Source organism: Paenibacillus sp. MER 180, from assembly GCF_023713665.1.
GTDB classification, from domain to species: Bacteria; Bacillota; Bacilli; order Paenibacillales; family Paenibacillaceae; genus Paenibacillus_B; species Paenibacillus_B suaedae.
Genome location: NZ_JAMAVT010000022.1, coordinates 86086 through 99923, shown reverse-complemented (window position 1 = coordinate 99923; position 13838 = coordinate 86086). Strand labels below are relative to the sequence as shown.

The window sequence follows — 13838 nt, the reverse complement described above, 5'->3', positions numbered from 1 at the left end:
AGCTATATGACTACGTAAATTGGTTCAACAAACATCGCATCCATGGAACCTTAGGCTATATGAGTCCAGTAGATTACAGAAGATTATCCCTTAAAAAAGCTGTCTGATTTAGTGTTGACAATCCAAAAACGCATTTAAATTCACTAAAAATGATAATAAATAGTTACTCTTGAAAATCAATAACTTTGGCATCAATTCTGAATAGAAGCCGAGAGCATCACATAACACCGTATCTACGCTGAAGGCTTCGCTCTATGACCCTAGTCGCTTGCGCTTTTATAAACTTCTCGGGTTCATAGATACAAGAACGTTATGTGAAATTACTGTAAAATTAATTTGAGGGGATATTTCATGAAGTTAGAATTAAATAAGACACTTGATAACAAATTAATAAATACATCTTTGAATCTAATAAATTTATTGTACTCCACATTTCCATGCGGGCTTCTTGATAATTTAATGGCAAACAAGAAAACCAGTAAATTAGTATATGATTTTGAGTAACTTGGATTTATCGAATCCAGAAGACGAATTGGTCGAATTATGAAGTCACAAGGCCTTGTATCCTCCTACACAGTTGCTCAATACAAACCTCACAAGGCTGCATGTAACGAATCACAGCAATCCAATGAATTGGAATCGTCAATTGAAGCTAAACGTGTAAGCGATTTAACGTATGTCAGAGTCAAAAATAGATGGCGCTATATCTGTGTGCATTAGTCGATCTCTTTAAATCGAGAAATTATTGGTTCCAGTGTGGGATCTAACAAAAATGCTGCACTATTAGCACGGGCATTTGCTTCCGTACAAGGTCATCTTCGTCAAATTCAATTCCGATCGTGTTAGTGAGTTTAAGAACAAGTTGATCGATGACGTTGACTGTGTTCAAAATCGATCGTTCTCTAAGCATGAAAGGTTGTCCCTACGACAATACCATTACTGAAGCCGTATTTAAGATCAAGAAAAAGGAGTTCATTAACCAAATGAGCTTTCATCGCCTTCAGCATCTGAAATTGGAGTTAAATGATAATGTAAACTGCTACAATAAACACTGAAGTCACGGAACACTAGGCTATATGAGCCCACTTTATTATAGAAATTTGGTCTTTAAAAAAGTTGTCTAGTTTAGTGTTAACAGTCCAAATACATGTTTATTGGAGATATGGATTAAACCTGTAACTTTAATGATTTTCATTATGGAGTTAGTGAATGGTGAATTATAAGAACAGTACATAACCCCTTTGAAAGAGCTATTTAGAGACTGTTTAACTACGTCCAACTTTGGTATTAAAAGGTGGAAATAAGTGGATTCTTCGATCTTTCTAAGATAGGTGTTATCTATGAAATATCGACATCATGAATACGAGAACGATGCGATAGACATTAAAAATTTAGGAGTAGCTATGAAAAGACTAGAGATATTTGCTTGGAGTATTTTGGGTGCGCTTGTAGTCTATTTTGCTTACTTGTTGACTAAGAATAAGTTTCAGTTTGCGGATATAAAAAATACATTGGCTAATCATAGTCATTTTTTTGCATATGTTTCTGTGCTAGTAGCAGTTTTAGGTATTTGTATAGCTTTGGTAGCTTATAATCAATCTATTAAGCAACCTGAATTTAAAGTGTCTGTGGTAAATGAACAAGGTGAGTATTCAGAAACTATGGGGGGGAACTTATTTTTAGAGAGATATTCTAATGATGAAATCAGATATAGTTTCTCAGTCCCGACTACTTGGAGATTAAAAATTACAAATACCGGGGAACGTTCTGCGAAGAATATTGTTGTAAAGCTATTATTTGATAACATTTCCTTTGAAAGTGAAAATGTATATGATTTTACTTTAAGTCATCATCAGAGGGGGATTGGGGGATACCAAGGTCTTATCTATGATGATGTTGAGTTAATACTTCCTGGAGAAAGTATCGATCTTCCCTATCTCCCTTTAAAGGGACAGGGGCATATAAATAATGCTATTGAGAATTCGGCACAGATCAGTAATAGTGGAATGATAGTGCAAATTTATTCTGACGATGTAAAAAAGTATTCCAAAAAGTATTCAATTGATATTGTGAATCCACAACATGGAGAATTTGAAACAGAATATAACGGTTATAAAAAGTTTAATGATATTTTAAAGGAAGTTAATAGTAATGAGTACTCGATATTCACGGGTGTAAACTATCCAGTAGAAATCCCAAAAAGTATAATTGATGCAGATGTAAAATTTGCCTACTATTTTTGCTTGGGGAAAATAAACAGTAAAAAAGCAGAACAGATGACTCAGTATACGCTTTGGTTTGGGCGAGAATATTACAATAGGCTATTCAACGATGCTAAGCTTTCCGAAGAAAAAATAAAAAATGACATTTTAACTACAAAGATCAGCTCTCATAGAAGTTAGTTTACAAAAAGTCGATCGCATAAACCAGTTAATCGAAGTCAATAGTTAGTTAGCCAGATACTATACCATTATTCAAGTATTGACACACTTAAATAAGCTTACTTGGGTAAAGTGGCATTATGTTTAGATATACATAGCGAGGGCCATAAATCCGCTTTGAAATTCTGGGGGAAGTTGCCTGATAGAGTGTTGTCGAAGATGAGCTGAACCTCATTATACCAAGACTATATTCACGCTGTGTCGCTATCACCTCCTTGGTCTGAAGAGGCCTTCCGAGGAAGTTTATCAGCAGACAACCCTGCGAGGCTAATTAAACATTACATAAACTCTTTGAAAATGCTGATTAGAACCTGTCTGACTGATAAAAAACAAATAGGTATAGGGATTTTTGAATCTAAATCAAAGATAACGAATTTCACAGAACATCACGCATCGGGATGTTCGACTATGGTCTTCCCGACAAATTGGAATCAGGCAGACGACTCCTGTGAGGATAAGTCCGTAAGCGGCTTCAGTTGCTGCGTTCCGTTTAGCCTCTCGGGCTCGTAGATAGAAGAACGATATATGACTCGCCTGAAGAAATTTACCCGTGAGTTTAAGGGACAAATGGCTTCAGTAATACGAGAATGGAAAGTCAATAGCAGAAAATGTAGAGTCGAACTGAGTGCATCTACCTAAAAACATATGATCAAACTATGTCACAGTCGGGATCATTCTTAGAGAAAGACAATCGCTTGCTGAAGTAAATGAACTTATTAACTTATTGCATTACGTATGATTCAGCCGGACATACTCGACTTTGTCCCCATTGATCAATTAGTTAAACTGCGGGGCGTTCACCCTCGGTCTGTCTGAAGGATTTCGGGGATGCGAGAGCAGATAGAAACATCCATCTGCCGGTGGATATCGGAATACAAGTTAGTGACTTAAAAAATAATATATAGGAGATGAATAGTTAATGGAATTTTCCGGAGTGATGGGTTTTCTAAAGAATAAGGATAGTTATTGGAGTTGCCGTGGGCATGAGGAGTTAATTATTCCTTTTGATGTACTGCCATCAGAATACTTATCTTATTCTGAATATGATATTGAATCAGGAATTGAAAAGCGGCATAGATTAATTAATACACTATCAAATGCAAAAAGGTCTCTTGATTGTCAAATTGATTCTTTATTGATTGCATTTGGATTGTATGGATTGGCCAAAAAGGAAAAATGGAATATACCTAAAAAAATAGAAAAATTAAAAGAACTAGGAATTATCGCACCGAGAATATTAAATAAAATCAACTCAGTTAGGAATTTGGTTGAACACAAATTTGAGGTTCCGAATGAAGAACAAGTATCAGATTTTTTAGATGTAGTTGCTTTGTTCAATGCGAGCACAGAAAGATACATTTATGATTTCCCAAGGGATAGTCAAATTGAGAATGACTCTATCGATGATCTTTATTTAGATGTTAGGTTTAATCGCGAAGAAAGTAACATCAAAATTGAGGCAAGAATGAATGAAATATATACTTTTATTATTGATTCTAGCCATGATGATTATATTGAGTTTATTAATCATTATATTAAAAAATTCTCAAAGTCTTAATGATGGTACTCCAAGATGGGATGACATCACTTAACACCGTATGCACGATGGGGAACTCCGATCTTTGGTCAGCAAAAAATGATTTGTGGAAGTGAATCAGCAACAATCCTAAGGGCCTAACAGCGTTTAGTCTACATAAGCTTAATTAAATCATATAGTTATAATTGTTTTACAATCTACGAGGGCTTCTAAAAAGTACTCTCATTTTATTGATTCCGATTAATTTCATTTTCTGTTTATTCTTTTCACGGTGCACTTTGTTAATTAAATTTGAGTGCAATATAATGCTCATTTATTTGTTTAAATTGTGTATATATGGTATTTTCGGTTTTAACTTAATGTAAGCGTGCATTTGAAAGAAGGTGATGATTTGAGTAATGAAAATAGGCTAATCGGTGAGTTAATTTACGATTATCGGAAGAGTCGTAGATACACTTTACCGCATTTATCTACTTTATCAGGTATTCCTAAAGGAACGATATCGAAAATCGAAAGAGGAGAGACAAAGCATCCTGAATTAACTACTATTCTTTCCTTAACTTCTTCGTTATCCATTCCATATTCGGATGTGGTTGGTCATTACATCGTAACGGAGAGGCGTAAGAAGGTGCTGCACCGTCTGCTAATGGAAGCTATTCAGAGGGGCGAAAGCACAGTTATTGAAAAGATAGCAGCCAGGTTCCTGCAATCTGACAGTGAAGACAGCTACGATTTAATTGAAGAGCTGTACAAAATGACAGAAGCTGTGACTGATAATGCGATCAGACTCAGATTATTTGCTTTAATCGCAAAGTATGCCAGAGAGCACGGAGTACAACCTTACGTTGCCAAAGCTTTTTTTCAAACGTACTTGATTGAACGTAATGATTTTAGCAGGCTGGAGCAGACATTCCATACTGGAATATACCTTCTTAATTACATTAGTTTTTTCCCAGAAGAGGAGAAAGCGCTTATTCATTTCAAATTAGGGTTTCATGCTTACGCGCTACAAATGCATGAGAAGAGCATTGAGTTACTCTCTGCTGTTGTGGAAAAGTATAAGAGTGATTCACTTACGAGAGCTCGTGCTTTGCTTCTGACTTGCAATGCCTATTACTATTTGGGTATTTACTTTTTGGCGGAGCAATACATGCTCGAAAGTAAGAAATACCCGTTTGAAGAGATACATGAAAATGTTAAGCTTAATGAAGCTTGCATCCTTGGCAAGAAAGGACATATTGAGCAGGCCATATCACAACTCCTTATCTGTTTAGAGCTATCCTCATCTGATCAAATCATCCATATCATTAATGAGCTTTTCGAATTATACCTTCATAATAAAGATCTAGTTTCAATTAACATGTTACTAAAGAAGTATGAATCTCAAATAATAAACACTGAATATAAGACGCCTTTCAAAAAATCTGAATTGGCTCTGTATTTTAAGTTAAAAGCTGGATATTACATACTGCTAAAGAAATATAAAGAAGCTATTGACTGCTTCATGCTGAGTATTTTGCATTATATAGGTGTAGATTCTCGTGTCAGGGCGAATGATTGTTTCAATTTATTATTATTTATATTACCCAAATGGGCACAGCAACAAGTTGATGACTCGACCAAGTAAGAGGAAGGAAAGTAATTATTATTACTTATCCTACCTCTTATTTTTTTATGGCAGAATATGTCGAAAAGGTTTTGTTAGAGGAAAAAAATTACGAATATAGGAAACCTGGTTTAAATTGTCATTGAGAAGGGGGTATCCAATCTCGATGCTAACTCAAGAAGAGGAATTTATTCAATTAAAAGTTAAAGAATTGCGTGAACGATTGGCAAGAACAGTAGAAAGTATGAAAAACCTAAGTGATAGACATGTAGTGGAAATTAGTCAGGAACTCGACTGGTACATATTGCAGCTTCAAAAAATGAATTTTTCGGAAACGAAGAATAAAGGTAACGAAAAGACGATAGAAGGAGCTAGTCGTATTCTTTTCTATCAAGCAAGATAAGTCGATTAAAGAGGTTGTCTCAAGGTTGCTACATGTTAGTTATGCTAGCTCTCTTGTTTCAATAATATAGAGTCGATTCCAGATGAGCATAGGCAGGCAACACCAAAAATCGACTCCGATGCGCTCTTTCCTTTGCCTTGCAAAGCAAACAGCTAGAGTCATTATAACACCAACTGAATCTTTGTAGTATTGGATTGGGTAGCCATTAACATAAAGGGGGGGTGACTTTTTGTTGTAGTGTTCAAAACTTTTACACAGTCAGCATATATGTACGCTACATCAAGCTTGCATTTAGTGTAGATTCATTTGAATTGGCCCTGTGGTTGCATCTCTAGAAAATTTAAATCATATTATATAGGGAGGAAGATTTTTTTGAAAAAAGTAGTGGTTGCAGTACTCTCTTCAGTTATTCTGACAACGGCAGTTGCACCTTCAATTTCAGCAGCAGCAGTTAATCCAAAACCAGTCACTTATAATATTATTACACAATCTATTCCCACGACAGTCATTTACCAAGGATCTCAGGTGAGCGTAAAGTCTCTTCCAACTTCAATGTTGAAGAAACTGATTGTGAATGGTCTCCGTTACGGTGGAGAACTGCTTGGGGATCTTCTGAAAATCATCAGCAAAGATGGGTCGGACTGGATCAAAAAAAATGCAAGTAAGGCTGCTGACTTTTTGGACAAACTTACTGAATGGCAGACTGAACCGATTAAATTAGGACTTGTTGCACTTGGATTGTCACCTGGAGATGCTCTTACCATTGCAGAATGGATTGTACTCTTTATTGGACTCTAAGCTAATTTGGGACACAAAGGGCTATTAAAGCTCTTTGTGTCCCCCTTATACTTTTATTTAGTAGGGGGGAGATGGTATGACCTATTTGCTGTTTGTGATAATTATTTTTATTGGTTTTTTACATCTTATGAATTATATAGTCAATCGTAAAGATAATGAACCCAAGCCGCCATTTAAAGTAAAGTTGTGGCTAATACCAGTGTTGGCACTTCTATTACTCACAATCGTTTCGTTGTTGGCTGGATTATTCGCAGTATTGTTAACCGGAATCGGAGCATTAAACCAAACACTCTCATTTCCAAATCATTATGCCGCATTCACAGTTTCGATGTACATAATCCTCTTGTTTCTGCTGGTAGAATCATTTATACATCCGTTCATTTATGCGTTATTATTGGCTCTCTTGAAAAAAAAGCCTACTCGCGTGATGAGTCACATTGTCAATGTAATTGGAGATACGTTTGTTATTTACTTCGTCTTTAACATTTTTCCGTATGTATCCATTTCAGGATTGGATACCGCTTTTTATATCTCTGTTCTCCTCTCCATTCTTGGACAAATATGCATCGGGTTTGAGTACTGGATTACGAAAATTAAGCACAGAAAAAAGAAATGACTACATAGATCTATGTTGATTTACATGCAAACCTGCTAGTTTCAATAGCAGTTACATTTTTTGTTCTCGATCTATTCCCAGTCTAATGGTTTATTTCTTTTGATAATTGACGGAGTTCCGAATGGGTTTCATTAATTACATGGCAAGAAGTATTATAAAGAGGTTCATGGCCACGGGTACAAAATATTGCATTTGGCGGAATCGTTCAAAATAAAATAACTTGGCAGGGAGTTGCTGTCACATACAGCGATTCAGAAACAAAGAGCTGGGTAAATGCACTTAATCAAGGTGCAGGCTTATCTGGGTTTTTAGCAAGCATGGCGTCATTGATTCCTGGAGGTCAAATCATGTCGTTCTGGTCGTCGGTTGCAGGTTTCGGCGCTTTATGGTTTGCGAATGAACTGTCCTACAAAAACGATGGAAAGGGAGTAACGTTTAATTTTCATTGGCTCCCTGTACCATATTTTGTTATAACCTCAAATAATTGATCGAACAGAAAGGAGGGGCTATGCACAATATCTTGCTAATTGTATTTGCTGTTTTCATAATAGCCGCTCTTGTAGGTAGCTTGATTTTCAAAAAAACATTTTCAAATCAGATCAAACTGTAATGGTATTGTTTGTACTTATGGTTATCTTGTCATGGAACTATACAATCTCATATGACCATACAAACATATACTATTCGATTACTCTGACGGTTGTCTTGATTTTATTTGCACTAAAAACATTCTTGTGGAGTAAGAAGAAGTGACTTAATAGGGTACGTTAGCTATCACACCATCAAGCATGACCTAAATCTCATTAAGCTGAAATGAGCGGATTGAACTCACAGTAACAGAAACTTGTAGCTTGTGAGTTCTCTCTCATAATTAGAAGGGAGAACGAAGCTTGGAAACTAAGGAGTAAAAGAAATGAATATGGTAGACCCTGTAGTCTGTCAAGGAGTTGAGGACTTTGAAGGTAAGCAGAAGCTCTTTTTTATTTTTTACTATACTCGTTATTACCACTTCGTTCACATTAACAAGCTGTGGAGAAGAGCAAGTCTATAAAGGTAGTGGTGAGTTTTGGAATGTTAAAGTTGTGCAAAATTCGGTACCCGATCACTTTGAGATCGGCTTCGAATATATTGGACAAGAAAGTCTATTGAATTCATTGGAATTCAAGTTTCTAAATAGCGATTTCAATGCTTCTGGATCGACGCAGATCAACAAAGAACCTCCCTACATTTATAGTGTGAAGTATGTAAAAGAACAAGATGCAGGTGAGAAACTTCAAACAGATTCATTAAAAGCAAAGATCAAATGGAATAACAAAGAAGAGGAAGTAACGCTTTCGAAAAGATAGTCCAATTTATGAGTTCAGCAATTACTTAGAGGAATATATCAAAATTATCTGAGCCTTTTACTGAAATGGGACGCTAGAGAACCTCTGGATAGCTTGGAGGCAAGCAAAAAGTCAGTTCTGTTAGAAGAAAAGCTCCTTCCCCATGAAATTGAGGATGAAATAGAAGAATAATGATTTAATAATTACTCTAGGTGAGGATATGATGAAAAAAGAAGCCAGCTTCAATAGTTGGCTTCTTTACTTGTAACCATGTTATTAAAAATGAGGATAGAAAACGAAAAGGAATAAAGAATCATGAAAAAGATAGTTCCTATTGTATTTGTAAGTATACTGTTGCTTATTATTCTGCTCGGCGTGGCTGCCTTTTTCCTATTCTTCCATATTGGTATTTTTGAGGTATTAGGAATTCAATACGAATCGTGGACATCGGTGTTTCTGTTTATCGGTCTATCATTCGTTGCTGATGCGGTTACCAAAGTATTATTTATATTTTTGAAGACAAGGTATTTCCTCTCTACAGGTCTACATTTTAAGCAGTACCATGACGCTATTTTTCGAATATTCCTCGATTTTATTGCCGTTCATCTGATTGATGAATGGATGACATCCGTTCATTTTTCTATATTTTCTGAGATTGGTTTTGTTCTTATTATCTATTTGATTGATACTTTACTTTTTCAGAAAAAAGAATAGGATCGTAGATCATTATAATACCTCCACAACTTTGATACGCTCCAAAACAACAAACCAGATATTGAAGCCTTCTTACAGCACAATTACTCCTACTTTATAAACGAAATTTTGCAATACAGGAACGAGGCGGATAGATGTTTTTAACATTGGTAAAATGATTCCATTCGGTTAACGGGGAGTGAACATTACATTGTCAGTTGTTCGAGAGTATATTCGATTGTATGCAAAAATAACGTTGAATCAGAAAGTAAGTTTTTTGTGGTACTTGCTTTTACCCTTAATTCTTTTTTTCGTATATCATTACAATTGGATCTTGACTAGGCCAGAAGCTTCTTTTTTTCAATATCAAGCCAGCATGTTCTTAGCTTATATTACATTCGTTATGTCTATTGAGGTTACGACAAGTTTGATCCGTACGAGAGAAGATGGCTTCTTGAAAATGTTCGCATTCGTTTCGGGCACGAAGTACCCTATGATTATAGGAAAAGTCTTTACGCAATTATCCTTCCTGATTCTTTCGATCCTCATCTTTTCTCTAGTGACCAGCTTATGCAGTCTACATAACCCTACAGAAATTATATTATTTATGATTAGTTCCGTCGTTGCGGGCTTAATCGGGGCAATTCCGATAATGTTCTTCTTTTTAATACTTATGATCTTCCCGATGAAGCAAGAATCACTAGTTACTGTATTGAATATGCTCCTACTTGTATTTTTGTTAGTAACCGCTAACAATTTGTCACAATCATTGTCGTGGGGAATCCTGCTGTTATATATCAATCCATTAGAACTGGTTAGAGCTTTGAATTTATTAATAGCAGAATTCATAACGGGTAAGGAATATATGAATTTTGGCTCGGCTCATATCGTATTCGGCCTGATTTTATATACGGCTATCGGACTTTTGGGGATGAGATATACAAGAATCGTATCCTCGACAAATCGAACATGAATTGGGGCAGGTATATGATTATAATTGAGAATTTAAATTATAGGCATAAGAATTGTAATAAGAGTAATTTGGAGAATGTAACTGTAGGTTTTAAACAGGGTATAGTAAACGTCATTATAGGTAAAAATGGTTCCGGCAAGACGACGCTTTTTGATTTGATTACAAATGTTATCCCAAGACCCAAAGAAATCAAAGGTGTACCTAACCATTCTGAAATTATTTATCAGTTACAGGGATTATCATTTCCTTCGACTTTGAAAGGGAAGGATTTGTTTCGATTTTTTTTGTACACGGATCACAATAATCATATAAAAGTTTCGAATACTCCTTATACCGATAAATACATGGAATCTTCGGAAATTGAGTTAATGGAAAAAGTATGGGATACCCAATTTGGTCAGTTATCTATAGGCGAGCGACGGTACTTAAGTATTTTGGCGGTAACGCTTATGCAAAGGAAGCTGTATGTATTCGATGAACCGACTTCCGGAGTTGATCCCGAAGCAAGATTGCAAATTTTAAAAAGAATAGAAAGACTTACTCTTGGTACAAGTTCTACAGTCATTCTTTCCACTCATACTTTACATGAGTTTCGAAATATACATTGTAAAATTCATTTATTGCACAAAGGGAGTATAAGATTTCAAGGAACGTATGAGCAATTTACCGAAAAAGGCGAAAACGGCGATCCAGACTCAGCATTTTATCAAAACCTCTTGCTACATCAAGCAGAGTAATGATAAAGTCCACCCAATACATTTCACATCCGAAGAATTCATATGGGCACTGTAGAGCAAATAATAAGCTCTATTGTGTCCTTTTGCTTTTTGGTCAAATATGCGTTGGTTTTGAATACTTGATCAAGAAATATATGAAAAAATAGACTTCATAAAAAAGAATAATCTGCATAATATTCCCTGGTAAGCCACAGCATTGAGTGAACCATTATCGCTAAAGTATCGGAACAGCTGTGGATTATAGGGAGGGAAGGAGGAGCGTTTCAATGAAGGTGGGAATTATCAGCGATATTGCATGTCCGTGGTGTTATGTGGCCAAAACACGTTTCTGGCGTGCGTTAAGCGAATTTTCTGGCTGTAATCGATGACATTAGGTACGCTTGCAACCAAGGATTGACAACGGTAAGAGCTAGTAAGGTTCAAACAAGGAGGAATAGGATTTGATTCGAAAATTGTCAATGATTTTGATGATGCTGGTACTATTCAGTTCTGAAGTGATGGTGGTCTCTGCCGAGACTAATTCCTACACAGACGGAACCTACACATTAGAAGTGAATAACGAGGATCCTTCTTTTGATTCGACAGTGAAACAACGAATGATTGATACCTTCTTTATCGTATATCCTCAAATGGTTGCACGTTTCAATGGTCAGGCAGCTCGGAAAGTACATTTTACAATTGATCCGACATACTCTGGTGTTGCGGAAGCAGGTGGGGGTAATGTTAAATTCAGCTCTAATTGGCTGCGAAAGAATCCGGAAGATATCGATACGGTGACCCATGAGTTAATGCATATCGTTCAAGCCTACCCTGGGGGAAGTCCGGGATGGATAACCGAAGGGATTGCAGACTATGCCCGTTATAAATATGGCAGAAATAATGGCCCGGCAGGATGGTCCCTGCCTAATTATAGCCCTAATCAAAAATATACGGATAGTTACCAAGTTACAGCTCGCTTTTTCGTATGGCTGGAAAATCGGATCCGTCCGTCGATTGTCAATGAGATGGACTTCAATCTTCGTAATCGAACTTATAGTGAACAATTATGGGTGAACGTAACTGGCCAGACTGTCGATCAGTTATGGCAGCAATATTCCAAGGATCCAAACTTGACTAGCAACGATGTGCTTGTGGGAAGACCCTATAAATTAATTAATGTAAACAGTGGGAAAGCATTGGATGTTCAAGGATCAGGGGTAGCGAATGGCACCAATGTTCAGATTTATTCAGATAACGGATCAGCAGCTCAACGTTGGACCGTGTATCGAAACCAAGACGGCACATATAAACTGATTAACGCGGTTAGTGCCAAAGCACTGGATGTGACAAGTTCGGGGACAGGAGACGGTACAAACGTGCAGATTTGGGATGACAACGGTTCAGGTGCACAGAAATGGAGTTTCATACGCAATACAGATGGCTCGTATAAACTAATTAATAGTAACAGCAATAAGGTTCTGGATGTATCCTCATCAGGCACGAACGACGGTACGAACGTGCAGATCTGGACGGATAACGGGACCGCTGCTCAAAAGTGGAAGTTGGTACTTTTAAATTAATATGGGTAGGGATTCAGATGACCAGTTAGATCAAATTGATCTAGCTGTTTTTTCATATTCTCGCGTAATCGGAAGGACTTTGCCCCTTTGCCCGAATAAGTAAGATTCGACTTGTTCGTCTCGGCACCTTGCTGAATGAAGTCATTCACGCTCTCGTCGATGGACAGATTGTTGCCCGCGAGCGGGTCGTTAGGGCTCGTATACAAGCCAGTATTTTTACATATTCCATATCGTTCATTCGCTATATAGCTTTGACAGCTAATTCATTTTATTTTATAGTAAGTAACACACTAACTACTAAAGGAGTTGCCATGGAAGAACTTTTTAAAGAACTTCAGAAATGGGGCTTTTCACAATATGAATGTAAAGCGTACATAGGGCTTTTGAAAAATTCCCCTATAACCGGATATGAAATAAGCAAAAGGTCGGGTGTGCCTCGTTCAACGATTTATGAAGTATTGGCAAAATTAATGGATAAAGGTGCAGTTTATACAGTACCTTCTGACCCTGTAACCTATGCGCCGTTACCAGCAAAAGAATTAATCCGCCGATTGCGTAATGACTTTGACAATTCTATGGATTATCTTGAAAAGAATTTATCTGCCTTAGAAAGTGAGCAAGAAGTAGATGTTATTCGACGCATCAGCAGTGATGAGCGCGTTGTGGCCGAAATGATTGACATAATCGATAAAGCTAAAAAAGAAATATGGTTGTCGATCTGGGAACCACAAGTCGATTCGATAAAAGGTGCTGTAGATACGCGGATAAAGGATGATATCCACGTCTTTTCTATTCTTTTTGGAGCACCTGAGATTCAGCTTGGAGCAACTACGCATCACAATTACATGGCTCCAGAAGTAGCTGAGGAACGTATGAACGGTCGCTTAACGATTGTTGCACGGGACAATGAGGAAGTATTAATTGCAAATTTCTCGCCAAATACACCTGCATGGGCGGTAAAAACGGAAGACCCGGCACTTGTGTTAATCGCGATGGAATACATCAGGCATGATATTATGTTCTCAGAATTAGTGAAAGAAGTGGGCCCAGAGAAAGCAGAAGCGCTTTGGAAAAACGCTCCTAACCTATTTCATGTTGTTACCGGGAAACGGTTCAAATAAATTGAACCGTATTTTCTTTCACTTTTTCG

General features: G+C 36.9%; 14 protein-coding genes. 13 read left to right on the top strand and 1 reads right to left on the bottom strand.

Features of this window, described 5'->3' with window-relative positions; all coding sequences use genetic code 11:
* The 12 genes from M3661_RS30905 to M3661_RS25790 form a co-directional block, all read left to right on the top strand.
* The coding region (locus M3661_RS30905) for an IS3 family transposase (RefSeq protein WP_397376560.1) at positions 1 to 107 on the top strand (107 nt) is incomplete at its 5' end.
* A 762-nt stretch (positions 108 to 869) separates the two neighbouring features.
* Positions 870 to 1055 carry an IS3 family transposase gene (locus M3661_RS30900; protein WP_397376559.1) on the top strand — a complete coding sequence of 62 codons (186 nt, stop codon included), beginning with the start codon at positions 870 to 872 and terminating at the stop codon, positions 1053 to 1055.
* Positions 1056 to 1340: 285 nt separating this feature from the next.
* Positions 1341 to 2402 carry a hypothetical protein gene (locus M3661_RS25835; protein WP_251489851.1) on the top strand — a complete coding sequence of 354 codons (1062 nt, stop codon included), beginning with the start codon at positions 1341 to 1343 and terminating at the stop codon, positions 2400 to 2402.
* A gap of 958 nt (positions 2403 to 3360) precedes the next feature.
* Positions 3361 to 3999, top strand: a complete 639-nt coding sequence (locus M3661_RS25830; protein WP_251489849.1) for a DUF4145 domain-containing protein — start codon at positions 3361 to 3363, stop codon at positions 3997 to 3999.
* A gap of 370 nt (positions 4000 to 4369) precedes the next feature.
* The gene (locus tag M3661_RS25825) at positions 4370 to 5605 is read left to right on the top strand and encodes a helix-turn-helix domain-containing protein (protein WP_251489846.1); all 1236 of its coding nucleotides are present in this window, start codon (positions 4370 to 4372) and stop codon (positions 5603 to 5605) included.
* 145 nt (positions 5606 to 5750) lie between these two features.
* Complete coding sequence (locus M3661_RS25820) at positions 5751 to 5987, top strand: aspartyl-phosphate phosphatase Spo0E family protein (RefSeq protein WP_251489844.1); 237 nt, start codon at positions 5751 to 5753, stop codon at positions 5985 to 5987.
* A gap of 372 nt (positions 5988 to 6359) precedes the next feature.
* The gene (locus M3661_RS25815; protein WP_251489842.1) at positions 6360 to 6785 is read left to right on the top strand and encodes a hypothetical protein; all 426 of its coding nucleotides are present in this window, start codon (positions 6360 to 6362) and stop codon (positions 6783 to 6785) included.
* A gap of 76 nt (positions 6786 to 6861) precedes the next feature.
* On the top strand, positions 6862 to 7401 hold the full coding sequence (locus M3661_RS25810; RefSeq protein ID WP_251489840.1) for a hypothetical protein: 540 nt from the start codon (positions 6862 to 6864) through the stop codon (positions 7399 to 7401).
* 956 nt (positions 7402 to 8357) lie between these two features.
* Positions 8358 to 8747 (top strand): hypothetical protein, encoded by a 390-nt coding sequence (locus M3661_RS25805; protein ID WP_251489838.1) that lies wholly within the window; start codon positions 8358 to 8360, stop codon positions 8745 to 8747.
* A 294-nt stretch (positions 8748 to 9041) separates the two neighbouring features.
* The gene (locus M3661_RS25800) at positions 9042 to 9440 is read left to right on the top strand and encodes a YrvL family regulatory protein (protein WP_251489836.1); all 399 of its coding nucleotides are present in this window, start codon (positions 9042 to 9044) and stop codon (positions 9438 to 9440) included.
* A gap of 966 nt (positions 9441 to 10406) precedes the next feature.
* Positions 10407 to 11129: an AAA family ATPase gene (locus M3661_RS25795; RefSeq protein ID WP_251489834.1), complete on the top strand. Its 723-nt coding sequence runs from the start codon at positions 10407 to 10409 to the stop codon at positions 11127 to 11129.
* Positions 11130 to 11569: 440 nt separating this feature from the next.
* Positions 11570 to 12688, top strand: coding sequence for an RICIN domain-containing protein (locus M3661_RS25790; RefSeq protein WP_251489832.1), 1119 nt, complete (start codon positions 11570 to 11572; stop codon positions 12686 to 12688).
* Here the strand turns inward: M3661_RS25790 and M3661_RS25785 are convergent.
* On the bottom strand, positions 12685 to 12894 hold the full coding sequence (locus M3661_RS25785; protein ID WP_251489830.1) for a hypothetical protein: 210 nt from the start codon (positions 12892 to 12894) through the stop codon (positions 12685 to 12687). The two genes, M3661_RS25790 and M3661_RS25785, sit on opposite strands and share 4 nt — an antisense overlap.
* Before the next feature lie 105 nt (positions 12895 to 12999).
* Here M3661_RS25785 and M3661_RS25780 point away from each other — a divergent pair, with 105 nt between their 5' ends.
* Positions 13000 to 13809, top strand: coding sequence for a TrmB family transcriptional regulator (locus M3661_RS25780; RefSeq protein ID WP_065294114.1), 810 nt, complete (start codon positions 13000 to 13002; stop codon positions 13807 to 13809).
* Positions 13810 to 13838 lie beyond the last annotated feature (29 nt).